The sequence below is a fragment of the Pseudomonas sp. COW5 genome, assembly GCF_026240005.1.
Lineage (GTDB): Bacteria > Pseudomonadota > Gammaproteobacteria > Pseudomonadales > Pseudomonadaceae > Aquipseudomonas > Aquipseudomonas kribbensis.
Genome location: NZ_JAPHVP010000001.1, coordinates 5,330,344 through 5,356,701, shown reverse-complemented (window position 1 = coordinate 5,356,701; position 26,358 = coordinate 5,330,344). Strand labels below are relative to the sequence as shown.

Sequence of the window (26,358 nt, the reverse complement as noted above, 5' to 3'; positions counted from 1 at the left end):
ATATTCATGGTGCCCGAAGCCGGAATCGAACCGGCACGCCCTTACGAGCGGGGGATTTTAAGTCCCATGCGTCTACCAGTTTCGCCATTCGGGCGGTAGCGCGGTGTTGCGTTGCCCTGATGCCGGTTCACAATCCTGACAGATTGCTGCCCGTGCAGCAGAGGGGGAAATATATACATCACTCCCCGGTGAAGCAAGTTGGCAAAGGCTGATTCCGAGACGAAATCTTTCACTGCGATGCCAGAAAATAAATCCATAAATCATGAATCTATAACGCTTTCTTATAGCTGGCTCTGAGGTTTGCGACTAATCGTTGCAAACTCAAATCTGAATCCACCTATAACTCCAAGAGTTTCAATAGGTTAGCACTATTCCTTTTGTGCAAGCTACTGATTTTTATAGGCCTGTCAGCCATGCTGACTTTGACGGCGACTGTCATTGCCCATGGCAACCGGAAGCACGAGCCAACACTCTCAGAGCGCTCTGCCAGCGCGCATCACCGACTACACCCCAGCCCTCCGCCTCCCACAGGTTTTTTCAGAAACAAAAACCGGTTTTTTAGCGAGTGTTTGATAGTATCCGCCGCAGCCGATGCGAGGTGACAAGTATCGCAATACCCTTTAAGAACAAGGCGTAAACGGCTCCAGTAGAAGAAAAACAATTTCATCTCAATAGGCTTTGACACGGAGAGAAAGCATGAATTTTGAAGATGAGAGCATGACTACTTTCACCTGTAATATTTGCGATACCAGCAACACTATCGAAATCTCCAGACTGACCCGCGAAGAAGCTTCCTGCAGCGGCTGTGGGTCCACCGTGAGAATGCGCTCGATCGTACAAGTCCTGACCACCGAGCTTTTTGGCAACAGCCTCGCCATATCCGAAATAACTCCGCCGCGCCCTGACATTTGCGGCATCGGCATGAGCTGCTGGGATGGTTATGTCAGCCGCCTCGCGCATCGCATTGCCTACAAAAACACCTTCTACCACCAGGAGCCGAGAGTCGATATCACTAACATCGACCCGGCCATGGAGGGGACACTCGACTTTATCGTCTCGAGTGACGTATTCGAGCATGTTGCTTCTCCCGTAAGCCTGGCTTTTGAAAATGCCCGACGCCTACTCAAGCCAGGTGGCGTTTTTGTATTCACCGTTCCGTACTTCCACCCCGGGGAACGCGGCGTAATCACGACCGAGAACTTTCCAGACCTGCACGAATGGACCATAACCGAAAATGAAAACGGTCCGCACTTGAGGAACGTCAAGAAGAACGGTGACATCCAGTACTTTCATGACCTCGTCTATCACGGCGGCCCAGGCACCACCATTGAGATGAGAAGGTTTTCCGAGTGGTCAGTCATTGAAGAACTGAAGAAGGCTGGCTTTGACGAAATAAAGGTCTATCTCGACCCAGAGCCAAATCACGGCATTTACTGGCCGCTGGGACACTCTGCCCCTATCGCAGCAAAAGTCAGCAAAGACACACCGCCTGCCGGAAAGAAGAAGTGGTTTTTCAGGTAAGTGCACGATCAGGCAAAAATTAATACCTGCCGATTTTGACCGCTGAGATTGGAGGCGTTGATGCTTTTTCCTGGAGCGTCAACGAACGGGCCATGGACAGGCCCTTTATGACGATCGGTAGATGAAATCACCAACCAACTTCAGACCAGGTTCTCATCTATCGAAATGGTAGCCTGAAACAACCAAATTCCATTTGATATCTGGATGCGCGACCGAGACATAAACCGTGGGCTTTTCGATAATTAAGCTAAGTTGCCCCTGCCCTCCGGACCCGTGAACAACAACCCCTACAGTTGAAGATGACGATACCGTCATCTTCAATGGAATTCGAGTGTCCGCCACCTGCATCCCATAAGTGAGCTTCACCTCAGTAGCAGTCGGAGGAACCATATTCGATATGTCGAACGCTACAAGGTCGGTCCACTTGTCCGGCGTAACAACTGAGGCCTGCTCCGCCACCTTTTGAGTTTTTCTAATGCTGTTCCAGACACTGTCGCCAGTGATTCCGGATCCCACATACATCAGAATCGCCCCGAGGAGAGATGCCAAAATCCCGGTAAATGTAAAGAAAAACCCAATGAGATTTAGCCTGTCACCGATGCTTGCAGCCATAAGCTCTTCCATATTCATGCACTCCAGAGAGCCCTCACATTACCGTAAAAATTAGAGCGATTCATCGTTCAAACAGCTTCCGTTGCGGAACACCCAACGAAATTTGCGGAACACCCCACTTTCTCGCAGGCAATAAAAAACCCCGTAGATCATTGATCTACGGGGTTTTCAATAGTGGAGGCCGAGGTCGGAATCGAACCGGCGTAGGCGGATTTGCAATCCGCTGCATAACCATTTTGCTACTCGGCCTCAAAACATTTGCTGTCAGTAGCGCAACAACAAACGCTGTACAAACTTGGAGCGGGAAACGAGACTCGAACTCGCGACCCCGACCTTGGCAAGGTCGTGCTCTACCAACTGAGCTATTCCCGCTTGGTGTGGCGCATTCTATAGAAATCAGAAGCGCCGTCAACCCTTTGATTCAAAAAAGTTTTATTTCTTTTCAACATCGGTCTTCAGATGTGGCCAGGCAGCCCGAAGGTATTGAACCATCGACCACAGAGTCAGCCCTGCCGATACCATCAGCAACGCATAACCGATAAAAACCCAGAAGCTGAAAACCTTGGGGTTGGCCAAGAGGATCACCAATGCAAGCATTTGTGCAGCGGTTTTCCATTTGCCCAGATTCGACACCGCCACATGGGCCCGCGCCCCGAGTTCGGCCATCCATTCACGCAGCGCCGAAACGACGATCTCGCGACCGATGATGACGGCTGCCGGCAGTGTTAGCCACAGGTTGCCGTGTTCTTGCACCAGCAACACCAGCGCAACGGCAACCATCAATTTGTCAGCGACGGGATCCAGAAACGCACCAAACGGAGTGCTTTGCTCCAGGCGTCGCGCCAGATAACCATCCAGCCAGTCCGTTGCTGCCGCAAAGGCAAAGACCGAACTTGAGGCCAGATAACTCCATTGGTAAGGCAGATAAAACAGCAAAATGAAGATCGGGATGAGCAGGACACGGAGAACGGTAATCAGATTAGGGATATTCATCGGCACAACTGGCTACGAGGTGAATGGGCATTCTACTCACTATGCAGGTTTGCATAAATCGACTCTGCTAGCTTTTTGCTGATCCCCGGTGCTTTGGCGATCTCTTCGATGCTTGCACGAGACAGCTCCTGCAATCCACCAAAATGTTTCAGCAAGTCCCTGCGACGGGTCGGACCTACGCCCGCCACGCCTTCCAGCGTTGACGTACGACGGGTTTTGCCACGACGCGCGCGGTGCCCGGTGATTGCAAAGCGGTGAGCTTCGTCACGGATCTGTTGAATCAGGTGCAACGCCGGGGAGTCGCCACGCAATGTGAACTCATGCGCAGCATCATTCAGATACAAAGTCTCGAAGCCCGCCTTGCGCGTTGCGCCTTTTGCGACCCCGAGCAGGATCAGATCCGGCACGGCCAGTTCGTTGAGCACATCACGCGCCATCGACAACTGCCCTTTGCCGCCGTCCACCAGCAGAATGTCCGGCAACTTGCCCTCCCCGTCCTTCAGTTTGCTGAAGCGCCGGGTCAGCGCCTGATGCATGGCCGCATAATCATCACCCGCCGTCACGCCTTCGATGTTGTATCGTCGGTAATCCGACTTGATCGCCCCTTCCGGCCCGAAGACCACACAGGACGCAACGGTTGCCTCGCCACTGGAATGACTGATGTCGTAGCACTCCAGCCGTTGTGGCGGCTCATCCAGATTCAGTACCTCGGCCAAGGCCTCGAATCGCGCGGCAACGTGCTGACGGTTGGCCAGTCTCGCGCCCAGCGCCTGTTCGGCGTTGGTCACGGCCAGTTGCTGCCAGCGCGCCCTCGTTCCGCGAACCCGATGACTGATCGTCAGTTCGCGCCCGCGAAGTTCCTGGATCGCCTCGACCAGCGTGGGAAAGTCATCATGAACAACGTTGACGATCAGCTCGCTTGGCAAATCCCGCTCAGGACTGCTGATGAAATACTGGCCAAGAAACGCCGCCATGACTTCGGCAACGTCTTCCTCGATGCCAACCTGCGGAAAGAAGTTCTTGCTCCCCAGAACCCGACCGCCCCGCACACTGATCAAATGCACGCAGGCGCCACCAGGATTGACGAAAGCAGCGATCACATCGATGTCGCCAGTCCCGCCTTCCATGCTCTGTTGATCCTGTACCCGACGCAGCAATGCAATCTGGTCGCGCAGCTCCGCAGCGCGTTCGAACTCGAGATTGATTGCTGCCTCTTCCATCGCAGTCGACAGCTCATTGGTCAACGCATGGCTGCGGCCCTCGAGGAACATCACCGAGTGACGCACATCCTCGGCGTAAACCTCTGGCTCGACCAGCCCGACACAGGGCGCCTTGCAGCGTTTGATCTGGTATTGGAGGCACGGACGGGTCCGGTTTTTGTAATAGCTGTCTTCGCACTGACGGACGAAAAACGTCTTTTGCAGAAGACTGAGACTTTCGCGAATGGCGCCGGCACTCGGATAAGGCCCGAAGTACTTGCCCTTGGCCTTCTTGGCGCCGCGATGGATGCTGAGACGAGGGAATTGCCCGTCAGACAGAAACACATACGGATAGGACTTATCATCACGCAACAGAATGTTGTACGGCGGCCGCCACTCCTTGATCAGCGTTTGCTCAAGCAGCAGGGCTTCGGTTTCGTTGGCGGTGATGGTCGTTTCGACCTGGGCGATTCGCCCGACCAGAGCAGCGGTTTTTGGCGCCAGCCCGGTCTTGCGAAAGTAACTGGCCAGGCGCTTCTTCAGATTCTTGGCCTTGCCGACATACAGCAGACGCGCATCGCTGTCGAACATGCGATAAACGCCAGGACGCCCGCTGACAGTCGACAGGAAGGCGCCGGAATCGAATGTTTCAGTCATGGTCAGAGGCTGGCATCAACCATGCCGTGACGAACTGCCAGAAGCGTCAGCTCGACATCGCTGCTGATCGAAAGCTTCTCGAAAATGCGGTAACGGTAGGTGTTTACGGTTTTTGGCGACAGGCACAATTTGTCGGAAATGATCTGCACCTTCTGACAGCCGACAATCATCAGTGCAATCTGGATTTCCCGTTCGGACAAGGCATCGAACGGAGAATCATTGGTTGGCTGAAAAGACTTGATTGCCAATTGCTGGGCAATTTGCGGGCTGATGTAACGCTGGCCGGCAAAGACCAGGCGGATGGCCTGTACCATTTCCGGCAATCCGGCGCCTTTGGTCAGGTAGCCCGCAGCGCCCGCCTGCAGCAATCGTGTAGGAAACGGATCTTCTTCGCACACGGTGACCGCGACCACCTTGATGTCCGGATGGCTGCGCAACAGTTTGCGAGTGGCCTCCAGGCCGCCGATGCCGGGCATCTTGACGTCCATCAGCACCACGTCGGGCTTCAACTCACGGGCCTTGATAAGGGATTCTTCCCCGGACTCGGCCTGGCCAACCACTTGCAGGCCATCGATATCGGCCAGCATTCGTGTAATGCCTGTACGAACGAGATCATGGTCATCGACCACTAGCACCCTAATCAAGCAGACACCTCGCGATATGGTCTTATTGGGATGCCCGACACCTTAGCAAAAACTGCCAGACAGACCTAGCGGCAAGCAACATATAAAAAGTTTCAATTCATCATTCAGGGCTTGCCGGCCGTGCGTTTCAGAGCACAGGTGTACTGAAATCGAGCTGCATCCTCAGGAAACATTCGTCCTCGCCCTGCACAACCATTCCTTTTCTGCGATACAGGTTTTGCGCTGGATTATTCTTGAACACGGTCAGACGCAATGCCGGTCTACGTTCCTGGCGCGCGATTGCAACAACCTGATCGATCGCCCAGGATCCTGCTCCTTGTCCCTGGAAACCCTCGCAGACCTGCAATTCGCGAATGTACAGCGCGCGAGCATCACGACTGAGGCTGAAATAACCGACGGGCCTGCCATCGCATTCAATCAACCAGTTCTCGCGTCCGGCCCAGGCAAGATCGAATGCTTCGTCCTGCCACAACAGATCGTAGTTGATGTAATAGCGAAGCATGTTCCGACGGGTGATTTCTCGCGCAAACGACAGGTCATCGGGCAATGCCGGTCGCAATTGAAAGCTTGTTTGCACATCCACCACCTGCATGACTTGCCCTCCCTGATGCGACTGCGACGCTACTCGACCCTGAGCAGCTGAAAAGCGATAGTGTGTCACAGGCTCAACCGATAGAGGCCTTCTTGTACCTGCAATAGCAATTTCTGATTGCTGATGCGCATCGGGCTCTAGTAAGCTCGGCGCATTCATCGGAGACAGACCATGTTCAACGTCCTTGCACAGCTTCATGCCACCAGCGCCCAGCGCTCGGTTGCGGCTGCCTGCGTGAACAGCATCTGCGCTCCAGCCAGCTTTTATTTTGGGTATTGGTTTAGCCACTGGCGCGCCTGATACCCACACGGCGCCCATTTAGACGGGTCGCCTACCAGAGAATTCTCAACCCCCGGTCGGCCTCCCGACCGGGGGTTTTGTTTTTTCAGGCCCTGAACTTTCAGCGACACACCAGACACTTGAGGAATAACCACATGAACTACGCCACTTATTACCGCTACGACAGCTTTACCGCCTGGCGATTTAGCAGCCTCCGCTCGGGACAGCCTGCCGCCTCCGATCGGTCACCCACAGGTGGCAAGCCAACACACGTAGCCAATACGGCCAACTGTCGAACACCCCAATAGGGCCGAGTCAGCGGGAAAGACCCGCGACCAGCCCAGGAAGACCGAATATGAACTCGTCCGTTTCTGCTCTGCCACTGTCCACCCTGAACCCGGCCAACGAGGCATTGACCCTGCGTCTGCCCAGTTCGCTGCAACTCAAGCAGCAATTGCCCCTGAGCAATGCCTTGAACCAGCAGGTTGCCGATCACCGTCAGGCGATTCGCGCCATACTCAACGGCGAAGACCATCGTTTGCTGGTCGTCGTCGGCCCTTGCTCCATTCACGACCCTGAATCCGCGCTCGAATACGCAGGCAAACTTGCTCGACTGGCCGATGAAGTCAGCGGCGAAATGCTCCTCGTGATGCGCGCTTACGTCGAAAAACCCCGCACCACCGTCGGCTGGAAAGGCCTGGCCTACGATCCCCATCTCGATGGCAGCGACGACATGGCCGCCGGCCTGACATTGTCACGTGAACTGATGCTGGAAATGATCCGCCTCGGTCTGCCGGTTGCCACCGAACTGCTGCAACCCATGGCTGCGGGCTATTTCGACGACCTGCTCAGTTGGGTCGCCATCGGTGCACGGACAACCGAATCACAGATTCATCGCGAGATGGCCAGCGGGCTGAGCATGCCGGTCGGCTTCAAGAACGGCACCGATGGCGGCGTATCCATTGCCGTCGACGCCATGCGCTCGGCTGCTCATCCACATCGCCATTTTGGCGTAGACAGCCAGGGCCATCCGGCAATCATTCCGACTTCGGGCAACCCGGATACCCACCTGGTCCTGCGCGGTGGCCATCAAGGGCCGAACTACGATCGCGCGAGCGTGTCCCGAATCCATACCGAACTGAGCCGACTGAAGATCCCGAGCCGGATCATGGTCGATTGCAGCCATGCCAACAGCGGCAAGGACCCTCTTCGTCAGCCGGACGTTTTCAACGATGTGCTGGAGCAGCGCCTACAGGGAGACCGTTCACTGGTCGGCATGATGATCGAATCGCATCTGTTCGAAGGGTGCCAGCCATTGAGTGAGTCGTTGCGCTACGGCGTCTCGGTAACGGATGGCTGCCTGGGCTTCGCTGCCACGGAACGTCTGCTGCTCGATGCTGCGCAGCGTCTGCGGAAACCGTCCCTCGCCTGAATATGAAACCGGCCTTCCGGAGCATGCCTGCCCGGAAGGCCGCTTGGTCAAGCCAGCACGCGCAGCAGTGCCACATCGGATACCTGACTGACATCATCCAGCCGCTCAATCGAATAGGACACTCGAACAGCCGTACCGACATGCTCGCGCCAGAAGCGATAGGGAACGATAAACACCAGGGGCTCAATCTCCATTCCACTGGTTATTTCCCGATCATCACGATGAAAGAAGTGCTCGCCATCGCACTTGAGATAAACCAGTTCACCGACCTCCACCTGCGCATTGCTGATCACTATGCTGACGCCATCAATGGTTTCGCGTACGTCCAGCGCCCCTTCCCGTGCTTCAAGCACTTGCGGTGCGGCCAGTACGCCGCGCACCAACGGAGCAATGGTGATGTTCCTGGAGCCCGATTCGCGCAGCGCTCCGTTTTTTTGTTCGATGACATATCGGACAAGCACTTCGCTGCCAGGATGCGGGATGATGAATCGAGAATCGACACCGAACACCAGCGGCGCTCCAACAGCGAAGGACTCGACAATCAAGCTGTCCCGGAATGAAGCGAGCTCTGCAGCCCCCTGCCAGAACAACTCCACTCGATCACCCACCGACATCCCGGCATAAGGCTGGAGAATGACAGTGGTGCCTTCGTTGACGCGTGCCGGATCAAGGTGCCCGCCAACGGCATCGTCAACCGTGGGCGGCAACAGACTGTATAGAACATCCCCCACATTCAGCTGAGTCCTGACGGAGTTGACGGGCAACAACCATTTCATGCTGCTCAGCGTCCAGAACACCTCCAGCGAACCGCCATCCAGCGCAGCGATGTGGGGACTTCTGATGACAAAAACGATATCCCTCCCCAGCTGAGTTTCGCTGATCGATCGCGCGAACTCGTGTCGATACAGCAAACCCTCGATGTCGAGACCATGCCAGCTCAGTACCACTCTGTCACCACATGCCATTTCGGGATATGGCGCGATCCGGATGACAACTCTGCCCAACGAGGGATCAAGGACACCTCCTTCCACCGATTCGAGGGTCACCGCAGGCAATGAACCCGACGGTTCGCGCAGGCATGCGTGCCCTGATGAGCCGATCGTTGTTACGGCTAAAACATTGCCCCGTGTCGCTTCTTGCGCGCTCTGCATATTCATTCGTAGCTCCACTCCCTGGAAACGCCCTGCAGCTCTCTGCTGCGTCGAAGAGCCTCTATTCAATCAGTCAGACAAGAAAAATGATGTCGTCCATCCACACCGCGTTCCGGCGGCAATCGCATCGCAACCGGTAGGCAATTACAGAGCAAATACATTGGACGAGGCAAAAGACGTCCAGATATTCCGATCCGGATTCCAAACTTTGAGGATATTTCCTGCGCACACCGACCCAGTTTCCGCCTCCCGAGACAGACGCTTCATACATCGAGAGCTCCGAGACTGATTTAGAGTGGCACCCGGCAAATATCGATGAACTTCTGCGATCAAGGATGAAAAATGCAACAAGACACCACCACCCGTTACCCCATCCTCCTGGTGCACGGTTTGTTCGGATTCGAGCGTATCGGCCCATTTGAGCTGTTCCACGACGTCAGGCAGGCGTTGAAGGCCATCGGCGTGCAGGTTTTCGTACCTCACTTGTCAGCCATTCACGACAACGAAGTACGCGGCAGACAACTGCTTTGCCAGATCGACTCCGTGCTCAAGGGCACGGGTGCGGCGAAAGTCAACCTGATCGGCCATAGCCAGGGTGCACTCGCTGCTCGGTACGCGGCAGCGTTTGCCCCACACAAGGTTGCATCCGTGACATCGGTCAGCGGGCCGAATCACGGTTCGGAACTGGCGGACTTCCTGCGCAAGGCACTGGTCCCCGGAAAGCTGCCGGAAATCGTGGCGCAGAACGTCGCCACACTGTTTTCTGACTTTCTGTGCCTGCTCAGCGGGACCACGGCGCTGCCGCAACATGCATTGGCCGCATTGAATGCCCTGACGACCGAAGGCGTCGGCGACTTCAATGACAAGTATCCGCAAGGCCTGCCGCAGAGCTGGGGCGGGCAAGGTGCCGAACAGGTCAATGAGGTGCGCTACTACTCCTGGAGTGGTGTCGTGCCGTCAATAAATATGCAGAAACCCGACCCGATGCGAGACATCTGCCGGGCCCTGTCGCAGTACTTCATGACCGAACCCTTGCAAAACGATGGCTTCGTCGGGCGCTACAGTTCTCATCTGGGCACCGTGATCCGTTCCGACTATCCAGTTGATCATCTGCGCAGCCTGGGTCGAACCGCTGACAAGCACGCCGGAGCAGTCGATTCGATCCAGTTGTACGTCGAGCACGCCTTGCGCCTGCAGGCCGCCAACCTCTGAGCGCCTGCGTCAGACAACCGAACGGAACTTTGCCGAGAAATCGGCCACTGAATCCGGTAGGCTCCACCCTTTACTGATTTGATTGGAGATTTCCCCATGGCCAAAGCCACTGCCCGCCACATCCTGGTTTCCAGCGAAGACAAGTGCAACGAACTCAAGGCCCAGATCGAAGCCGGCGCCGATTTCGCTGAAGTCGCCAAAGCCAACTCCACCTGCCCGTCCAGCCGTCAGGGCGGCGACCTGGGCTCGTTCGGCCCGGGCCAGATGGTCAAGGAATTCGATACCGTAGTGTTCAGCGCACCGATCAACGTCGTGCAAGGCCCGGTCAAGACTCAGTTCGGCTATCACCTGCTGGAAGTCACCAGCCGTCAGGACTGATCCTTAGTCCCTTGCGCTGTGTAACGGCCCGCCAGATGGCGGGCCGTTGTGTTTTGGTTACACCACGCGGCTGGCGAACAGTGTCGGGCTCGCGTACAAATTGCGCTTATCGATCATCCGGCTCTAAGGCTGACAATGCGACTGGCTTTTTCCACTTTGATGTTCACTGCCGTGGCTCTGCTGATGGGCGCCGCCGGTGTGAGCGCTGCACCGCAACATGCATTGACCGTTTACGGCGAACCGGCGAAGTATCCGGCCAATTTCAGTCACTTCGACTACACCAATCCGCAAGCGCCCAAGGGCGGAACGATGCGCCGCTCGGCGATCGAGATCGGTCACTTCGACCATGTCCTGCCCTACATCGACAAGGGCATCGGCGTCACCCAGATCGACGGCCTGCTGTACTCCCCGCTGGCCCAGCGTTCTATGGACGAGCCTTACACCGTCTACGGGCTGGTGGCACAGAAGATGGAGCGCTCCGAAGACGGTCTGTCCCTGCGTTTTTTCATCAACCCCAAGGCACGTTTCGCCGACGGCAAACCGATCACCGCCGAAGACGTGCGCTACACCTACGACTTGTTGATGACCCAAGGCAGCCTGCGCTATCGCACCCAGTTCGCCGACGTCAAAGGCGTTGAGGTGGAGGCGCCACTGACCGTGCGTTTCGATTTCAAGAGCAATGAAAACCGCACGCTGCCACTGGACATCGCGACCCTCCCAGTGTTTCCCGAGCATTGGTGGAAGACCCGTGACTTCGCCGGCGGTGGCGGCTATGAACCACCGCTGGGCAGCGGCCCTTACCGGGTAGGCAAGGTCGATTCCGGGCGCAGTATCACCTTCGAGCGCAACCCCGACTGGTGGGGCAAGGACTTGCCGGTCAGCCGCGGGCTCTACAACTTCGACCATTTCAGCATCGAGTACTTCGGCGACACCGATGTCGCCCGTCAGGTATTGCGTGGCGGCGCCTACGATTACAACCGTGAATTCTCCGCCACTGGCTACTCGATCGGCTACGACAGCCCGGCCCTGAGCGACGGGCGCCTGCAGAAGGCTCACTTGGCCACCGAAGCACCGCAATCAGCGCAAGGCTTCGTGTTCAATCTGCAAAAACCGATGTTTCAGGATCGCCGCGTACGTCAGGCCCTGGCCATGCTCTGGGACTTCGAATGGAGCAACCGGCAGATGATGCGCAACATGTACATCCGCCAGCAGAGTTACTTTTCCAACAGTGCCCTCGCCGCCCGGGAACTGCCGGACGCTGCCGAACTGAAGATTCTTGAACCGTTGCGCGGGCAGATTCCCGACGAGGTATTTACGAAGGTCTTCGAGGCACCAAAAACCGATGGCAGCGGCCTGATCCGCGACAAGCAGCTTCAGGCACTGGAACTGCTGGAACAGGCCGGCTGGAAACCGGACGGAGACCAATTGGTCAACGCACAGGGCGAACCGTTGAGCTTCACCTTCCTGGTCAGCCAGAACGGCATGGACCGCCTGCTGTTGCCCTACAAGCGCACGCTGAAACAGATCGGTATCAACCTCGATATCCGCCGCATCGACTCTTCGCAGTACGTCAATCGCCTGATGAGCCGCGACTACGACATGATTGTCACCGGTTACCCGGTCACCACGTCGCCCGGCGGTGAGCTGCTCAACTACTTCGGTTCCGCGTCGGCCAACGATCCCGGCGCCAACAACTACATGGTGCTGAAGAACCCGGCGGTCGACATCCTGATCAACGGCCTGATCCGCGCCTCGACCCAGGCCGACATGCTGCATTACGCCCATGCGCTGGATCGGGTGCTGCAATGGAATTACTACTGGATTCCCAACTATTACCCGCCGGGCACTTCGACCGTGTGGTGGAACCGTTTCGGCATTCCCAGCGTGCAGGCGAGCAATGACGAGGCGATCGAAAGCTGGTGGGAAATCAGCAGCACGCCGCTGACCAACCAGCAGATGACGGCCGAGAAAATCAGCCGTGGCAGACCCGGAGGGCCGCACTGATGTGGGCTTACATATTGCGGCGTCTGCTGCTGATCATCCCGACGCTGGTGATCATTCTGCTGGTCAATTTCGTGATCATTCAGGCAGCGCCGGGTGGTCCGGTGGAACAGGCCATTGCCCACTTGCAAGGAATCGGCGGCGCCAGTGTCGGTGGCGGCGCAAGCGAGACCATGAGCGGCACCTCCCGCGCCAGTCGCGGCCTCGACCCGCAACTGATCAAGGACATCGAAAAACAGTACGGTTTCGACAAACCGGCCCATGAACGCCTGTGGCTGATGCTCAAGAACTACGCGCAACTGGATTTCGGCAAGAGCTTCTTCCGGGGTGCCACGGTCACCGACCTGATCCTGCAAAAGATGCCGGTGACCATCTCCCTCGGGCTCTGGGCCACGCTGATCACCTATCTGGTGTCGATCCCGCTGGGCATTCGCAAAGCCGTGCATCACGGCAGTCATTTCGATATCTGGAGCAGTACGGCGATCATCATCGGTTACGCGATGCCGGCGTTCCTGTTCGCGATGTTCCTGATCGTGGTGTTTGCCGGCGGCACGTCACTGAACTGGTTTCCGGTGCGCGGGCTGGTCTCGGACAACTTCGAATCGCTGTCGACCCTGGGCAAGATCGCCGACTACTTCTGGCACCTTGTTCTGCCGGTGACTGCGCTGGTGATCGGCGGCTTTGCGACCTTGACCATCCTCACCAAGAACTCGTTTCTCAATGAAATCACCCGTCAATACGTGGTCACCGCTCGCGCCAAAGGCCTGAGCGAACGCCGGGTGCTGTATGGCCATGTGTTTCGCAACGCAATGCTACTGGTGGTCTCGGGCATTCCCCAGGCGTTCATCAGCGTGTTCTTCGCCGGCTCGCTGCTGATCGAGGTGATCTTCTCCCTCGACGGCCTCGGGCGCATGAGCTACGAAGCAGCCGTGTCCCGGGACTACCCGGTGGTATTCGGCTCGCTGTTCATCTTCACCCTGTTCGGTCTCCTGATAAAACTGATCGGCGACCTGTGCTACACGCTGGTCGACCCGCGTATCGACTTCGCCGCGAGGAACGCCTGATGTTCAAGCTCTCGCCTCTGGGCCGCCGCCGCTTCGAACGCTTCAAGAAGAACCGCCGGGGCTGGTGGTCGTTATGGCTGTTCATTGGTCTGTTCGTGATCAGCCTCGGTGGCGAACTGATCGCCAACGACAAACCCTTGGTCGTCAGCTATCAGGGCCAGTGGTACTTCCCGGTATTCAAGCGCCACACCGAACAGGAGTTCGGCGGCCAACTGCCGTTTCAGGCCGATTACCGCAGCGACTACGTACAAAACCTGATTCGCAAGGACGGTGGCTGGCTGCTGTTTCCACCGATCCCGTTCAGCGACGACACACCGAACTACGACCTCAACAAACCGGCGCCGAGCCCGCCGACTTCAGTCAACTGGCTGGGCACCGACGATCAGGCGCGGGACGTGCTGGCCCGGGTGATTTTCGGTGCGCGGGTGTCGATCCTGTTCGCCTTGATGCTGACTTTCGTCAGCGCACTGATCGGCATCGCCGCCGGCGCCCTGCAGGGCTACTACGGTGGCTGGATCGACTTGATGGGTCAGCGTCTGCTCGAAGTCTGGTCGGGGCTTCCGGTGCTGTATCTGCTGATCATTCTGTCGGGGTTCGTCGAGCCGAACTTCTGGTGGCTGCTGGGGATCATGGCGCTGTTTTCCTGGCTGGCGCTGGTGGACGTGGTACGGGCCGAGTTCCTGCGCGGGCGCAACCTGGAATACGTCAAGGCTGCGCGGGCCCTGGGCCTGACCGACCGCAAGGTGATCTTCCGACATATCCTGCCCAACGCGATGAATGCCACATTGAGTTACCTGCCGTTCATTCTGACCGGGGCGATATCTACGCTCACTGCGCTGGACTTCCTGGGTTTCGGCATGCCGGCGGGCAGCGCTTCCCTGGGCGAGTTGATCGGCCAGGGCAAGCAGAACCTGCAAGCACCGTGGCTGGGATTGACGGCGTTTTTCACCCTCGCGCTGATTCTGTCCCTGTTGGTATTCATTGGCGAAGCATTGCGCGATGCCTTTGACCCGCGCTCATGAACGGATCCTTGAAATGACTGACAACCTGATCGAAATCCGTGACCTCAGCGTTGCTTTCCATGGCCAGACCGTGGTGCGCAATCTGTGCCTGGACATCCGCCCCGGCGAGTGCCTGGCGCTGGTAGGCGAATCGGGCTCGGGCAAATCGGTGACGGCCCACTCGATCCTGCAACTGCTCCCGGATAGCGAAGCCCAAACCACCGGCAATATTCTCTATCGAGGCCAGGAGCTGGTTGGTGCCGATCCCAAGACCTTGCGCGACCTGCGGGGCAACCGCATTGCCATGATCTTCCAGGAGCCAATGACTTCGCTCAATCCGCTGCACACCATTGAGAAACAGATCGGCGAAACCCTCCTCCTGCACCGTGGCATGGGCGGCAAAGAAGCTCAGAAACGCATTCTCGAACTGCTTGAACTGGTGGGCATCCAGAAGCCTAAAGAACGGTTGAAGGCTTACCCCCACCAATTGTCCGGCGGCCAGCGCCAGCGGGTCATGATCGCCATGGCCCTGGCCTGCGAACCGGAACTGTTGATCGCCGATGAACCGACCACAGCCCTCGATGTCACCGTGCAGCGCAAGATCCTGGTGCTGCTCAAATCCCTGCAACAACGTCTCGGCATGTCGCTGCTGCTGATCAGCCATGACCTCAATCTGGTGCGCAGCATTGCCCAACGGGTGTGCGTGATGAAGGCCGGGGAAATTGTCGAGCAGGCGCCGTGCGAAACCCTGTTCACCGAACCGAAACACCCTTACAGCTGCGTGTTGCTCAATGCCGAACCGGAAGGCGAAGCATTGCCCCGGGACGAGCGTGAAAACGTGCTGGAAGTCGAAGACCTGCGGGTGGATTTCGTCGTTGGCGGCGGATTGTTCCAGCGCAAGCAATATTTGCGCGCCGTGGACGGTATCAGCCTGAACATCCAGCGCGGCAAGACCCTGGGCATCGTCGGCGAGTCCGGCTCGGGCAAGTCGACACTGGGTCAGGCGATCCTGCGATTGCTCGACTCCGAAGGCAGCATCCGCTTTCAGGGCGAGTCCCTCGACGGCCTCAACCAGAAACAGCTGCGGCCGTGGCGTCGGCAGATGCAGGTGGTGTTTCAGGACCCGTTCGGCAGCCTCAGCCCGCGCATGTCGGTGGCGCAGATCATCAGTGAGGGGCTGGAGGTGCATTGCCAGTCCACGACTGACGAGTGCGACGACCAGGTGATCCGGGTACTCAAGGAGGTCGGCCTCGACCCCGAAAGCCGTCACCGATACCCCCACGAATTTTCCGGCGGCCAACGCCAACGCATCGCCATTGCCCGGGCACTGGTACTGAAACCGGCACTGATCCTGCTCGACGAGCCGACTTCGGCGCTGGACCGCACCGTGCAGAAGCAGGTCGTCGCCCTGCTCCGCCAACTCCAGGAAAAACATGGCCTGACGTATCTGTTCATCAGCCACGACCTTGCGGTGGTACGGGCACTGGCCCACGACATGATCGTGATCAAGGACGGCAAAGTGGTCGAAAGCGGCGCCAGTCATGACGTGTTCGACTCGCCGCAGCACCCCTATACCAAAGAGCTGTTGGCCGCGGCGCACCCGGGATAGGCATAATCGCGCCACCTGACTTCCGCCAATGGACGCCGCCATGAACACCACCGAAAGCCTCAAGGATTACCAGCGGGTTCGCACCCTGGCGATCCGTTCGTTGTTCGAGATCATCGAGCAATCCAGTGAAGGCACGGTGATTGTCGACCGCGACGCGAACATCGTCTGGATGAACGAGCGCTACGCCCGGCGTTTCGGGCTCGACTCCGCCGCCGGGGCCATCGGCAAGCCCTGCGAAAGCGTGATTCCGGGCAGTCTGCTGCGGGAAGTGGTACGCACCGGGCGGCCGATTCTGCTGGACATGCAGGACACGCCGAAAGAACCGCTGGTAGTGATGCGCCTGCCGATCCACGACGACGCCGGATCGGTAATCGGCGCCATCGGTTTTGCCCTGTTCGACGAATTGCGCACGCTGTCGCCGATGCTCAAGCGCTACCTGAGCATGCAGGAGGAACTGGCCTCGACCCGTTCGCTGCTGCGCGCCCGGCAGACCAAATACAACTTCGCCCATTTCATCGGCACCAGTGCTGCGAGCCTGGAGGTCAAACGCCGTGCCCGGCGCAGCGCCAGTGCCGAGTCACCAGTCCTGCTGCTGGGCGAAACCGGCAGCGGCAAGGAGTTGCTGGCGCAGGCGATCCACGGCGCTTCACCTCGGGCGCACAAGGCCTTCGTCAGCATCAACAGCGCGGCAATTCCCGAGGCGCTGCTCGAAGCCGAGTTCTTCGGTACAGCCCCCGGCGCCTTTACCGGCGCCGACCGCAAGGGCCGCACCGGCAAGTTGCAGATTGCTCAGGGCGGGACGCTGTTTCTCGATGAGATTGGCGACATGCCGTTGCCACTGCAAAGCAAATTGCTGCGGGTACTTCAGGAGAAAGAATTCGAACCCGTAGGCTCCAACGAGGTGATCCAGAGTGATGTGCGGGTGATTGCCGCGACATCGACGGATCTGGAGGCGGCGATAAAGCGTGGTGAGTTCCGTGCGGATTTGTACTATCGCCTCAATGTGCTGCCGATTCAGGTACCGCCACTACGTGAACGGCTGGACGATCTGCCGGCGCTCAGTGAGGCGATTCTTGAAGAGTTGCGCAGTCAGCATGAACTCAATCGCGAAGCGCTGGAATTGCTGGGTCAGCATGCCTGGCCGGGAAACATTCGCGAGTTGCGCAATGTACTGGAGCGCGCCGCGTTGCTCAGTGATGACTTGATGCTGACGGCGAACGACATTCGTTCTGCAATCGGCACGTTTACACCGGTTGAACGTGTATCGACGCCTCTGTCAGAGCCTCTAACCAGTGAGACCTTCAGTCAGGCCCGCGAGCGGTTTGACCGGCAGCTGATTCAATCCACTCTCGCGCAATGCGGGGGCAGAGTCATCGAAGCAGCCGAACGATTGGGACTTGGGCGCTCGACGCTGTACAAGAAGATGATTGCGCTGGGGATTGCGGAGTCTCAATAAAGAGACACAAGTCTCCATTAAGGGAAAAGATCAAAAGCATCGCGGGCAAGCCCGCTCCCACAGGGGTACGCGTTCGACTGTGGGAGCGGGCTTGCCCGCGAAGGCGCCCGCTCAGGCACAGAAAATCTCTGAAACGAGACAAACCTCTTCCGCACGTTGCACAGCAAAACTTTATTTCCTTATATTTCAATAACTTAGACGCATGGCACAGATCTCGCTATAGCTCCTTCCCACACCCGTTCCACCCACAAAAATAACAATCGAAGGAGCACACCATGAGTGCGATCATCGCCTTGGCAGCCCTCGCGCTGCTGATGCTCGCGGCCTACCGTGGCTACAGCGTCATCCTTTTTGCCCCGATCGCCGCCCTCGGCGCCGTCCTGCTCACCGATCCTTCCGCCGTCGCCCCCGCGTTCACCGGGGTGTTCATGGAGAAGATGGTCGGTTTCATCAAACTCTACTTTCCCGTGTTCCTGCTCGGCGCCGTGTTCGGCAAGCTGATCGAGCTGTCGGGGTTCTCCCGCTCGATCGTCGCGGCAGCGATTCGCTTGCTCGGCACCCGTCAGGCAATGCTGGTGATCGTGCTGGTCTGCGCCCTGCTCACCTACGGCGGCGTTTCGCTGTTCGTCGTGGTGTTCGCGGTCTACCCGTTCGCGGCGGAAATGTTCCGCCAGAGCAACATCCCCAAGCGCCTGATCCCGGCGACCATTGCCCTCGGCGCGTTCTCGTTCACCATGGACGCCCTGCCCGGCACGCCACAGATCCAGAACATCATCCCAAGCACCTTCTTCAACACCACCGCGTGGGCGGCGCCCTGGCTGGGCCTGATCGGCACGATTTTCGTGTTCTGCGCCGGCATGCTGTTCCTGCAGCGCCAGCGCAACAAGGCTCAACGCGCCGGTGAAGGCTACGGCACCGAACTGCGCAACGAACCGGAAACCGCCGAGGATCTGAAGCTGCCCAACCCGTGGATCGCCCTGTCGCCGCTGCTGGCGGTGGGCATCATGAACCTGCTGTTCACCCAGTGGATTCCGCAGTGGTACGGCAAGACCCACAGCCTCGCGCTGCCGGGTATGGCCGCGCCGGTCACCACCGAAATCGCCAAGCTCACCGCGATCTGGGCGGTGCAAGCGGCTTTGCTGGTGGGCATCCTGATGGTGCTGGCATTCGGTTTTAAAGCGATCAAAAGCAAGCTCGCCGAGGGCAGCAAAAGCGCCGTCAGCGGCGCGCTGCTGGCAGCGATGAACACCGCGTCGGAATACGGTTTCGGTGCGGTGATCGCCTCGTTGCCGGGTTTTCTGGTGCTGGCCGACTGGCTCAAGAGCATTCCCAATCCGCTGGTCAACGAAGCGATCACCGTGACCCTGCTGGCCGGCATCACCGGCTCCGCCTCGGGTGGTATGAGCATCGCCCTGGCGGCGATGTCCGAACAGTTCATCAGCGCCGCCCACGCCGCCAACATCCCGCTGGAAGTGCTGCACCGGGTGGCCGCGATGGCCAGCGGCGGCATGGACACCCTGCCGCACAACGGCGCGGTCATCACGTTGCTGGCGGTCACCGGCCTGACTCACCGTGAGGCCTACAAGGACATTTTCTGTATTACGCTGATCAAGACCCTGGCGGTTTTCGTGGTAATCGGCACTTTCTACGCCACTGGCATTGTGTGAGGTATTCATGACGACTCTTACTGGCAAGACCGCACTGGTCACCGGCTCCACCAGCGGCATCGGGTTGGGCATCGCGCTCACGCTGGCCAAGGCCGGCGCCAACCTGATCCTCAACGGCTTTGGCGATGCCTCGAAGGTAATCGCCGAAGTCGAACAGTTCGGCGGCAAGGTCGGCCATCACCCGGCGGACGTCAGCAGCCCTGAGCAGATCGCCGACATGATCGCCTACGCCGAGCGCGAGTTCGGCGGCGTGGACATTCTGGTCAACAACGCCGGTATCCAGCATGTCGCGGCAGTTGAGGAATTTCCGGTGGAGCGCTGGGATTCGATCATCGCCATCAACCTGTCGTCAGTGTTTCACAGCACCCGCCTGAGCCTGCCGGGCATGCGCGCCAAGGGCTGGGGGCGGATCGTCAACATCGCCTCGGTGCACGGCCTGGTCGGCTCCACCGGCAAAGCCGCCTATGTCGCGGCCAAGCATGGTGTGATCGGCCTGACCAAAGTGGTCGGCCTGGAAACCGCCGCCAGCAACGTCACCTGCAATGCGATTTGTCCGGGCTGGGTGCTGACGCCGCTGGTGCAGAAGCAGATCGACGATCGCGCGGCCAAGGGTGTCGACCCGCAACAGGCGCAACACGACTTGCTGGCCGAAAAACAGCCGTCGCTGGAGTTCGTCACCCCTGCGCACCTCGGTGAACTGGTGTTGTTTCTGTGCAGCGAGGCCGGCAGTCAGGTGCGCGGTGCCGCATGGAATATCGATGGCGGGTGGCTGGCGCAGTAAGCTCTGTCCTTGTGGGAGCCAGCCCGCTGGCGATAGCGGATCATCATTTGGCTGATTGACCTCAATCGCCAGCAGGTTGGCTCCCACAGGTCATGTGAACAACAAAAACAAGAGGCAAACCATGTCCGACATTCTCTGGCAGCCCGATGCCAAACGCATTGCCCGGTCCCGCATGGACGGCTTTCGGCGCTTCATCATTCAGCGTCACCACGTGCACCTCGACGACTACCCTGCCCTGCATCAATGGTCCATCGACCAGCGCGAAGCGTTCTGGCAGGCGATCGTGGATTTCTTTGGTATCAGTTTTCACACCCAGCCCGACGCGGTTCTGCGCGAAGGCTTGAAGATGCCCGGTGCCGAATGGTTTCCCGGCGCTACGTTGAACTTCGCCGAACACCTGCTGAGTCGACGGGACGATGCCGTTGCCGTAATCGCCATCGCGGAAAACGGCCAGCGTGAACTGCTGACCTGGGCAGAGCTGGCCCAGCAAGTCGCCGGATTCCAGGCCAGTCTGCAAGCAGCCGGCGTCGTGGTCGGCGACCGGGTCGCAGCGTGCATGCCCAACACCTGGCAAACCCTGGTCGCGATGCTGGCAACCACCAGCCTCGGCGCAATCTGGTCGTGCTCCTCGCCGGACTTCGGCACTCACGGCGTAATCGACCGCTTCGGCCAGATCGAACCCAAAGTGCTGATCACCTGCGCCGGTTACCGCTACGCCGGCAAAGAGATCGACCAGACCGTCAAGATCAACGAAATCCTCGAACAGCTGCCGACCTTGCAACAGCTGATCATCATGCCCTACGCGCGTCCTCACGCCCATGCGACGGATTACCGGACACCCGCCAACGTCACGCTGTGGGACGACTTCTATGTACCGGGCGATGAACCGCAATTCGTCCAGGTACCGTTCGATCATCCGCTGTACGTGCTGTATTCCAGCGGCACCACCGGCGTGCCGAAGTGCATCGTTCACAGCACCGGCGGCGTGTTGCTGCAACACGTCAAGGAGCACGGTTTGCATGTGGATCTGGGCCCCGGTGATCGACTGTTCTACTACACCACCTGCGGCTGGATGATGTGGAACTGGCTGGTGTCGGCGCTGGCGGTCGGCAGCGCGGTGGTGCTGTATGACGGTTCACCGTTTTATCCGGACAACCAGCGATTGCTGGAGCTGCTCGACGACGAGCAGGTCAGCGTGTTCGGCACCAGCCCTAAATTCCTCGCGACCCTGGAAAGCAGCGGCATCAAGCCCCGTGAAAGCCATGACCTGAGCCACCTGAAAACCTTGCTCTGCACGGGTTCTGCGTTGTCGCCGCAGAGTTACGATTTTGTCTATCGTGATTTCAAACCAGACGTCTGTCTGTCCTCGATGTCCGGCGGTACGGACATCGTGTCCTGCTTCGTCAACGGCAATCCGATGTCAGCCGTACGCCGGGGCGAAATCATGGGCAAGAGCCTGGCCATGGCGGTCGAAGTGTGGAACGACGCCGGGCAACCGGTGATCGGTGAGAAAGGTGAACTGGTGTGTACCCGGCCATTTCCGGCGATGCCGATTGGACTGTGGAATGATCCGGACGGCGAGAAACTGCGCAAATCCTATTTCAGCCAGTTCCCCGGCGTCTGGGCCCAGGGCGACTACGCCGAAGAGTTGCCCCACGGCGGGATGCTGATTCACGGCCGCTCCGACGCAGTGCTCAACCCCGGTGGCGTGCGCATCGGTACGGCGGAAATCTACCGTCAGGTGGAAAAAGTCCCCGAGGTGCTGGACAGCGTCGCCATCGGCCAGCAATGGCAGGACGACGTGCGCGTCGTACTGTTCGTGCGCCTCAAGGAAGGCGTAACGCTGGATGACACGCTGCAACAGCAGATCCGTCAGGTGATCCGTGCGAACACCACACCGCGCCATGTGCCGGCGAAGATCGTCGCGGTCACCGATATTCCACGCACTATCAGCGGCAAGGTGGTGGAGCTGGCCGTGCGTAATGTAGTGCACGGCCAGCCAGTCAAAAACACTGATGCATTGGCCAATCCCGAAGCGCTGGAACAGTTTCGGGATCGACCAGAGCTGAAGATTGACTCACCCTGACTGATGTCTGGTCAGAGAACACCTTTCCTATCGGTCAAACTCCAGCAGGACCTCACCGGTAATCCTCTCGCCGTTGCTGGCGGTCACGGCTTCCTGCATGGTTTGCACATTGCGACGGAATCGCCAACTCTGATCCCCCGAAGCCTGATCCAGCAGCAAGGACATCACCGCATAGGTATCAGCGTTTTCAATAGCCCGTGCCTTGTCGTAGAGACCGGACTGCACTTCACTGGCGGAGGACTTGAAACTGTCTCCGTTCCATACCGCAAAGGGCTTACCCTCGACGTTCGTCATTGACGCAACGGGTAACTTGCCCTGCGCCAGATTCAACAGCGGTGTCACGTTCAACTGATAGAGTTCACCGAAACGATCCTTGGGTCTGGATGCGAGGGCCATACTCCTCGTAGTCGGCGCGACCTGAGACAGCTGCTGTATCAGATCTCCGGCGATGACGCTGGTGCTGGATTTTTCGTTGTGAAAATGCTCCTGCATGTTCTCCACATAAACTTTCAGGAACCGATGAGTACTGGATTGCTGCCCTGTCGTTTCCTTCCACCTCACATAGGTCGTAGAGTCTATAACCATCGTATGTCGATCATTTTGTACGGCCTCCAGCAGGCAATTGCCGAACGAGAATCCATGGAAATCCGTTTTGATCAATTTGAGGAACGTCAGCATATTGTCTCGCCCCTTTTCGGTGCTTCCAAACAATAGACCGTTGGCAAGCTGGGTGTTCAGTTGATCGACAGACTTGACCAAGGCCCCCAAAGCGCTATCGATTTTTGCGCCAGCTTGAGGCAAAGCCTGCCGGATGATATGACCGGTGTAGACATCCGGTAGCATCTTTCTGGATTTGAATGGCCGTAATGCGTGACTGAACGCGAAATTTTCCAGGCTCGGTCCCCAGGGACGGCCAAAACGGTTAGTAGCGAACCACTTGGTTCCTTGCTGAGTCGCGCACACATTCAACCGCTGGGCAGAACCCAAGGGTTGCCACGTTCCTTGGCAGAGTCGCGCATAATCATTGGCTTTCAGCAGATCGACGGACCGGGCTCTCCCTATTACCCGGCGCAGCTGGAATCTTGCCGACGTTAACGCGTGCACTCCACTGCGCCCCAGTTGAGCGCCTCCGCGACCGAGCAATTTCCCACCGGTTTTTGCCATTGCGTAAAAACCGTCCAGTGGATTGAACAAAGAGATGGTCGTCGTCAGGGCAAACCTCGCAAGTGTCGCGACTTTCGCCGTGGTCGATACCGATTTGGTCATCACACCCATGATTTTGCTGGCAACACCCACTGCAGTTCCGAGCAACCCAATGGCGTCCATGACACAGCCAAACACACCACTGCCAACACGGTCTCTGTCACCGGATGCAAGGTCGGCAATACAACTTCGGAAGGGCACAACCAGATTGAGAATGTACTCATTGAGTTTTTCGGTTTTTTGCCGCATTTCCTCCAGGGACGTGGGTTTCAACGCCACAGCCTCGACATCCTTGTAAGTCGCCGGAGGGTGATGATCAATGACGAAATTCACCAGTGCCTTCATCTGTATGTCATTAAAACCTTGATACGCAGTGCCGTCGAACTCGGAAACCCGGGTTATTTTGCGCACGACTCCCAGTTTTTCGATCACACCTTTGCTGGAGGCATTTTCGGAATATTGTCGTCCCTCCGTATAACACCGCAAGTCTGTCGGTAAAGTCACAACTGCCGCTGCCGCTATCTTTTCTTGCGGGTCGCCATCGAATTCGATTCGTGAGCTTCTATTCATCGCAAACGAAGCAAAACCTGCGAGCCGATCATTTCTACGGCACTCCCCCCGTAGAGTGAGCAGTTCGTAACACAGTAACTCTTGATTTTGGCGAGGGGCACATATCACCACCCCGTAACGTCCCGTCGACTCATCTATCGTTGCCTGCGTTTCAATCAGTCGTGTTTTCAAAACCGAAGAGACGCCCGTCAAACCGCCACTGGTAGACGTCGTTCCAGTGAAGCTGACGGCAACCGAGGGACGCAGGGTAAATACGCTGATGTCGCCATTCAGAAACACCCGTCGATCAGTAGGAGGCATCCGCGAGACCGCCAGCCTGAGCGTGATTGCCAGCGCGCCCTTGAGCCTGGCGTACCATTGCGTGGTTTGTGTGATCACCCATGGCTCGATCGATGGCAGCGCATACAACGGGGCACCGAATTGTTTGAATATGCCTGGACCTCCCCTCAGATCCCAGCGCGTGGGCTGCAGCTCTCCGGACGCATACACCTCAGCCATCGACCTGGCGCTAGAATGGGGATCTTCCCTCAGACCATCTGGCGTAAAGTCCAGCGTAGAACCCAGGAAGTTGACTGCGTTTTTTTCATATAGAACTCTCTCTTCAAGAAAGTCACAGTTGGGGAGAACCTTTTCCAACGTTTTCAATGCAATGTTCTGCTTGTCGGGTAAAGGCCTGCCGAGATCGTTGGCTGCCACGGACAACAGATTCGTATGTGCCTCGTATTGGGCAAGTAACAACTCTGAAGTCTCCTTGGCATTCGCAGCCAGTGTTTCATGGGTAACAATGCCGTTGACCAGCCCCCAGTCCAGTATCGGGTCAACAAGTGCAACAGACTGCAACTCACGCAAGCCCTGACTGCAGGGCTCGAGCCCGGACAGAGTCTGAATTGCGCCGGCATCCATCACACGAGCAGTCCCCTGTGCTTTCAACTCAAGGGTCGCCACCGTGGCGCAAAAGTTAATCCATGCGACCGAGCCAATTGTCATCTCTTCGCCGATATTCTTTACAAGAAATTCCGGGGCCTGCTCCGCAAGCATGATGTATGCCGCCATAGCAGCTGTTTCACTCGCGACCGAGCGAGTGGACACTAAGTGATTTTCGAAGTAGTTCAGGATGACATCCGGATGAAGATCGGCATTCGCTACCTGATACAAGTCATACCCACAAACAACATTACGCCGTTGGTTCGCGTCAGGGACGTCCAGATCGAGAATTACAGCGGTCATCATCAGCTGACTCAGATCCTGAGAAGTGACTGACTTATCCTCCCCCGCACGATACCAGCCCAACTGTTGATTTAGACTGGATGCCAGACTTTGAACTTTTTCATGAGCCAGTATCGATCTGATCGTTCGAGCAATATTGGCCTTGCCACTTACCAGGGGCCTGCCCGCCTCAATGTAGATTTTATCCAGCAATCGCGCACTGCCGGGCATCAAAGTGGCAGCAACGGCCTTGACTCGAATTTTTTCTTCGGTGGTGAGTACCAGAGACAGTTCATCTTCAGCGTATATTTGCCCCCAATAATTCCCAAGCGGATCAGCAGTGGGTATCACTATGTTTAAATACTCAATAAGCCTTTTACATCCCCCCACAGTTGTAGGTACATCGAATTCATAAAATTTCAGCCATTGGGCCAGGCAACCCTCGTGACTGTCCCAGACAAATCCTCCGGTCCGATTGGCGCACTGGGTCAAAAGAGCAATCTGCTTCTGCTCGTCCGGTTGCTGACTGTCGAGACGCAATGCAGGCAGTAGGTCACCTTCACTAACGACCAATAACCTTGAATCTTCCGTTACTGCGCAGGCTGTATACGATTCAATACCGAGCGATTCAATTCTGGCCATAACAAATGACTGTACCTGGAAGTCTTCGACCAGTTTTACCAAGGGGCTGTGCAAGCTGTAAAGCGACGACCCCTCGACCATGTCGAAGTACTCATTGACGAGATCGACTCGCACCGAATCGACATTGCCATACTTCTCGACAATTCGAGTCAGGCACCATACGACGCTGCTTTTTTCTATCTCATCGGCGGCGCGTTGTTTCATATCAGTTTCTGCAGTTCTCACAGAAAACTTGTCCAGCTCACTTCTCATTTCAAATGACTCTCAAGAAAAACAACTAACGGTATGATTAAACAACCCACACAGACTCAGGCACGAAGCGTTTAATATCCACCACCAAGATGTCAGTTAATCTTTCCGACTCATTCAAAACCGCTAAAAAAACCGATCCAGACACTTAAA

19 protein-coding genes and 3 tRNA genes are annotated in these 26,358 nt (G+C 57.5%); 12 read left to right on the top strand and 10 right to left on the bottom strand.

All coding sequences use genetic code 11. The features are described 5' to 3' along the window. Positions 1–7 precede the first annotated feature (7 nt). Positions 8–94, bottom strand: a tRNA-Leu gene (locus OQ248_RS24450). Positions 95–696: 602 nt separating this feature from the next. Between OQ248_RS24450 and OQ248_RS24445 the strand changes: the two genes are divergently transcribed. Beyond that, on the top strand, positions 697–1,521 hold the full coding sequence (locus OQ248_RS24445; RefSeq protein ID WP_265814330.1) for a methyltransferase domain-containing protein: 825 nt from the start codon (positions 697–699) through the stop codon (positions 1,519–1,521). A gap of 153 nt (positions 1,522–1,674) precedes the next feature. On the opposite strand, the gene OQ248_RS24440 is transcribed toward OQ248_RS24445, so the two are convergent. The 7 genes from OQ248_RS24440 to OQ248_RS24410 all read right to left on the bottom strand — a co-directional run bounded on the left by OQ248_RS24440 (position 1,675) and on the right by OQ248_RS24410 (position 6,218). Next, positions 1,675–2,145, bottom strand: coding sequence for a hypothetical protein (locus OQ248_RS24440; protein ID WP_265814329.1), 471 nt, complete (start codon positions 2,143–2,145; stop codon positions 1,675–1,677). A 163-nt stretch (positions 2,146–2,308) separates the two neighbouring features. Continuing rightward, positions 2,309–2,382: transfer RNA gene (locus tag OQ248_RS24435), tRNA-Cys, on the bottom strand. Between the two features lie 47 nt (positions 2,383–2,429). Beyond that, a tRNA-Gly gene (locus tag OQ248_RS24430) sits at positions 2,430–2,505 on the bottom strand. A 60-nt stretch (positions 2,506–2,565) separates the two neighbouring features. Then, complete coding sequence (gene pgsA / locus OQ248_RS24425; protein WP_085603312.1) at positions 2,566–3,126, bottom strand: CDP-diacylglycerol--glycerol-3-phosphate 3-phosphatidyltransferase; 561 nt, start codon at positions 3,124–3,126, stop codon at positions 2,566–2,568. A gap of 32 nt (positions 3,127–3,158) precedes the next feature. Beyond that, a complete protein-coding gene (uvrC, locus tag OQ248_RS24420; protein ID WP_085710052.1) occupies positions 3,159–4,982 on the bottom strand; it encodes an excinuclease ABC subunit UvrC in 1,824 nt (607 codons plus the stop codon). Between the two features lie 2 nt (positions 4,983–4,984). After that, positions 4,985–5,626: a UvrY/SirA/GacA family response regulator transcription factor gene (gene uvrY / locus OQ248_RS24415; RefSeq protein ID WP_032829778.1), complete on the bottom strand. Its 642-nt coding sequence runs from the start codon at positions 5,624–5,626 to the stop codon at positions 4,985–4,987. Between the two features lie 127 nt (positions 5,627–5,753). Further along, positions 5,754–6,218, bottom strand: coding sequence for a GNAT family N-acetyltransferase (locus tag OQ248_RS24410; RefSeq protein ID WP_119428340.1), 465 nt, complete (start codon positions 6,216–6,218; stop codon positions 5,754–5,756). A 634-nt stretch (positions 6,219–6,852) separates the two neighbouring features. Between OQ248_RS24410 and OQ248_RS24405 the strand changes: the two genes are divergently transcribed. Further along, complete coding sequence (locus OQ248_RS24405) at positions 6,853–7,929, top strand: 3-deoxy-7-phosphoheptulonate synthase (protein WP_265814328.1); 1,077 nt, start codon at positions 6,853–6,855, stop codon at positions 7,927–7,929. A 47-nt stretch (positions 7,930–7,976) separates the two neighbouring features. Here OQ248_RS24405 and OQ248_RS24400 read toward each other — a convergent pair whose 3' ends face one another. After that, complete coding sequence (locus OQ248_RS24400; protein ID WP_265814327.1) at positions 7,977–9,086, bottom strand: hypothetical protein; 1,110 nt, start codon at positions 9,084–9,086, stop codon at positions 7,977–7,979. A gap of 336 nt (positions 9,087–9,422) precedes the next feature. Here OQ248_RS24400 and OQ248_RS24395 point away from each other — a divergent pair, with 336 nt between their 5' ends. The 10 genes from OQ248_RS24395 (at position 9,423) to OQ248_RS24350 (ending at position 22,335) form a co-directional block, all read left to right on the top strand. Continuing rightward, entirely contained in the window at positions 9,423–10,292 is an 870-nt protein-coding gene (locus OQ248_RS24395) for a triacylglycerol lipase (RefSeq protein ID WP_119428342.1), read from the top strand. A gap of 96 nt (positions 10,293–10,388) precedes the next feature. Further along, complete coding sequence (locus tag OQ248_RS24390; protein WP_041478733.1) at positions 10,389–10,670, top strand: peptidylprolyl isomerase; 282 nt, start codon at positions 10,389–10,391, stop codon at positions 10,668–10,670. 135 nt (positions 10,671–10,805) lie between these two features. After that, positions 10,806–12,674, top strand: a complete 1,869-nt coding sequence (locus OQ248_RS24385) for an extracellular solute-binding protein (RefSeq protein WP_265814326.1) — start codon at positions 10,806–10,808, stop codon at positions 12,672–12,674. Beyond that, the gene (locus OQ248_RS24380; protein WP_265814325.1) at positions 12,674–13,735 is read left to right on the top strand and encodes a microcin C ABC transporter permease YejB; all 1,062 of its coding nucleotides are present in this window, start codon (positions 12,674–12,676) and stop codon (positions 13,733–13,735) included. Before OQ248_RS24385 ends, OQ248_RS24380 begins: the two co-directional genes overlap by 1 nt. Further along, positions 13,735–14,757 carry an ABC transporter permease gene (locus OQ248_RS24375; RefSeq protein WP_114883385.1) on the top strand — a complete coding sequence of 341 codons (1,023 nt, stop codon included), beginning with the start codon at positions 13,735–13,737 and terminating at the stop codon, positions 14,755–14,757. The genes OQ248_RS24380 and OQ248_RS24375 overlap by 1 nt, the downstream gene beginning before the upstream one ends. 13 nt (positions 14,758–14,770) lie before the next feature. Continuing rightward, entirely contained in the window at positions 14,771–16,345 is a 1,575-nt protein-coding gene (locus OQ248_RS24370; RefSeq protein ID WP_265814324.1) for an ABC transporter ATP-binding protein, read from the top strand. A gap of 40 nt (positions 16,346–16,385) precedes the next feature. Then, a complete protein-coding gene (locus tag OQ248_RS24365) occupies positions 16,386–17,801 on the top strand; it encodes a sigma 54-interacting transcriptional regulator (protein WP_265814323.1) in 1,416 nt (471 codons plus the stop codon). A gap of 275 nt (positions 17,802–18,076) precedes the next feature. Continuing rightward, positions 18,077–19,468: a GntP family permease gene (locus OQ248_RS24360; RefSeq protein ID WP_265814322.1), complete on the top strand. Its 1,392-nt coding sequence runs from the start codon at positions 18,077–18,079 to the stop codon at positions 19,466–19,468. A 7-nt stretch (positions 19,469–19,475) separates the two neighbouring features. After that, positions 19,476–20,249, top strand: a complete 774-nt coding sequence (hbdH, locus tag OQ248_RS24355; RefSeq protein WP_119428349.1) for a 3-hydroxybutyrate dehydrogenase — start codon at positions 19,476–19,478, stop codon at positions 20,247–20,249. Positions 20,250–20,370: 121 nt separating this feature from the next. Beyond that, positions 20,371–22,335, top strand: coding sequence for an acetoacetate--CoA ligase (locus OQ248_RS24350; protein WP_265814321.1), 1,965 nt, complete (start codon positions 20,371–20,373; stop codon positions 22,333–22,335). 27 nt (positions 22,336–22,362) lie between these two features. Here the strand turns inward: OQ248_RS24350 and OQ248_RS24345 are convergent, their stop codons facing one another. After that, entirely contained in the window at positions 22,363–26,160 is a 3,798-nt protein-coding gene (locus tag OQ248_RS24345) for a hypothetical protein (RefSeq protein WP_265814320.1), read from the bottom strand. Positions 26,161–26,358 lie beyond the last annotated feature (198 nt).

Coding starts and splice junctions, on each gene's coding strand:
- OQ248_RS24445 (WP_265814330.1), top strand. CDS start 697: ATGAATTTTGAAGATGAGAGCATGACTACTTTCACCTGTAATATTTGC.
- OQ248_RS24440 (WP_265814329.1), bottom strand. CDS start 2,145: ATGGAAGAGCTTATGGCTGCAAGCATCGGTGACAGGCTAAATCTCATT.
- pgsA (WP_085603312.1), bottom strand. CDS start 3,126: ATGAATATCCCTAATCTGATTACCGTTCTCCGTGTCCTGCTCATCCCG.
- uvrC (WP_085710052.1), bottom strand. CDS start 4,982: ATGACTGAAACATTCGATTCCGGCGCCTTCCTGTCGACTGTCAGCGGG.
- OQ248_RS24410 (WP_119428340.1), bottom strand. CDS start 6,218: ATGCAGGTGGTGGATGTGCAAACAAGCTTTCAATTGCGACCGGCATTG.
- OQ248_RS24405 (WP_265814328.1), top strand. CDS start 6,853: ATGAACTCGTCCGTTTCTGCTCTGCCACTGTCCACCCTGAACCCGGCC.
- OQ248_RS24400 (WP_265814327.1), bottom strand. CDS start 9,086: ATGAATATGCAGAGCGCGCAAGAAGCGACACGGGGCAATGTTTTAGCC.
- OQ248_RS24395 (WP_119428342.1), top strand. CDS start 9,423: ATGCAACAAGACACCACCACCCGTTACCCCATCCTCCTGGTGCACGGT.
- OQ248_RS24390 (WP_041478733.1), top strand. CDS start 10,389: ATGGCCAAAGCCACTGCCCGCCACATCCTGGTTTCCAGCGAAGACAAG.
- OQ248_RS24385 (WP_265814326.1), top strand. CDS start 10,806: ATGCGACTGGCTTTTTCCACTTTGATGTTCACTGCCGTGGCTCTGCTG.
- OQ248_RS24380 (WP_265814325.1), top strand. CDS start 12,674: ATGTGGGCTTACATATTGCGGCGTCTGCTGCTGATCATCCCGACGCTG.
- OQ248_RS24375 (WP_114883385.1), top strand. CDS start 13,735: ATGTTCAAGCTCTCGCCTCTGGGCCGCCGCCGCTTCGAACGCTTCAAG.
- OQ248_RS24370 (WP_265814324.1), top strand. CDS start 14,771: ATGACTGACAACCTGATCGAAATCCGTGACCTCAGCGTTGCTTTCCAT.
- OQ248_RS24365 (WP_265814323.1), top strand. CDS start 16,386: ATGAACACCACCGAAAGCCTCAAGGATTACCAGCGGGTTCGCACCCTG.
- OQ248_RS24360 (WP_265814322.1), top strand. CDS start 18,077: ATGAGTGCGATCATCGCCTTGGCAGCCCTCGCGCTGCTGATGCTCGCG.
- hbdH (WP_119428349.1), top strand. CDS start 19,476: ATGACGACTCTTACTGGCAAGACCGCACTGGTCACCGGCTCCACCAGC.
- OQ248_RS24350 (WP_265814321.1), top strand. CDS start 20,371: ATGTCCGACATTCTCTGGCAGCCCGATGCCAAACGCATTGCCCGGTCC.
- OQ248_RS24345 (WP_265814320.1), bottom strand. CDS start 26,160: ATGAAACAACGCGCCGCCGATGAGATAGAAAAAAGCAGCGTCGTATGG.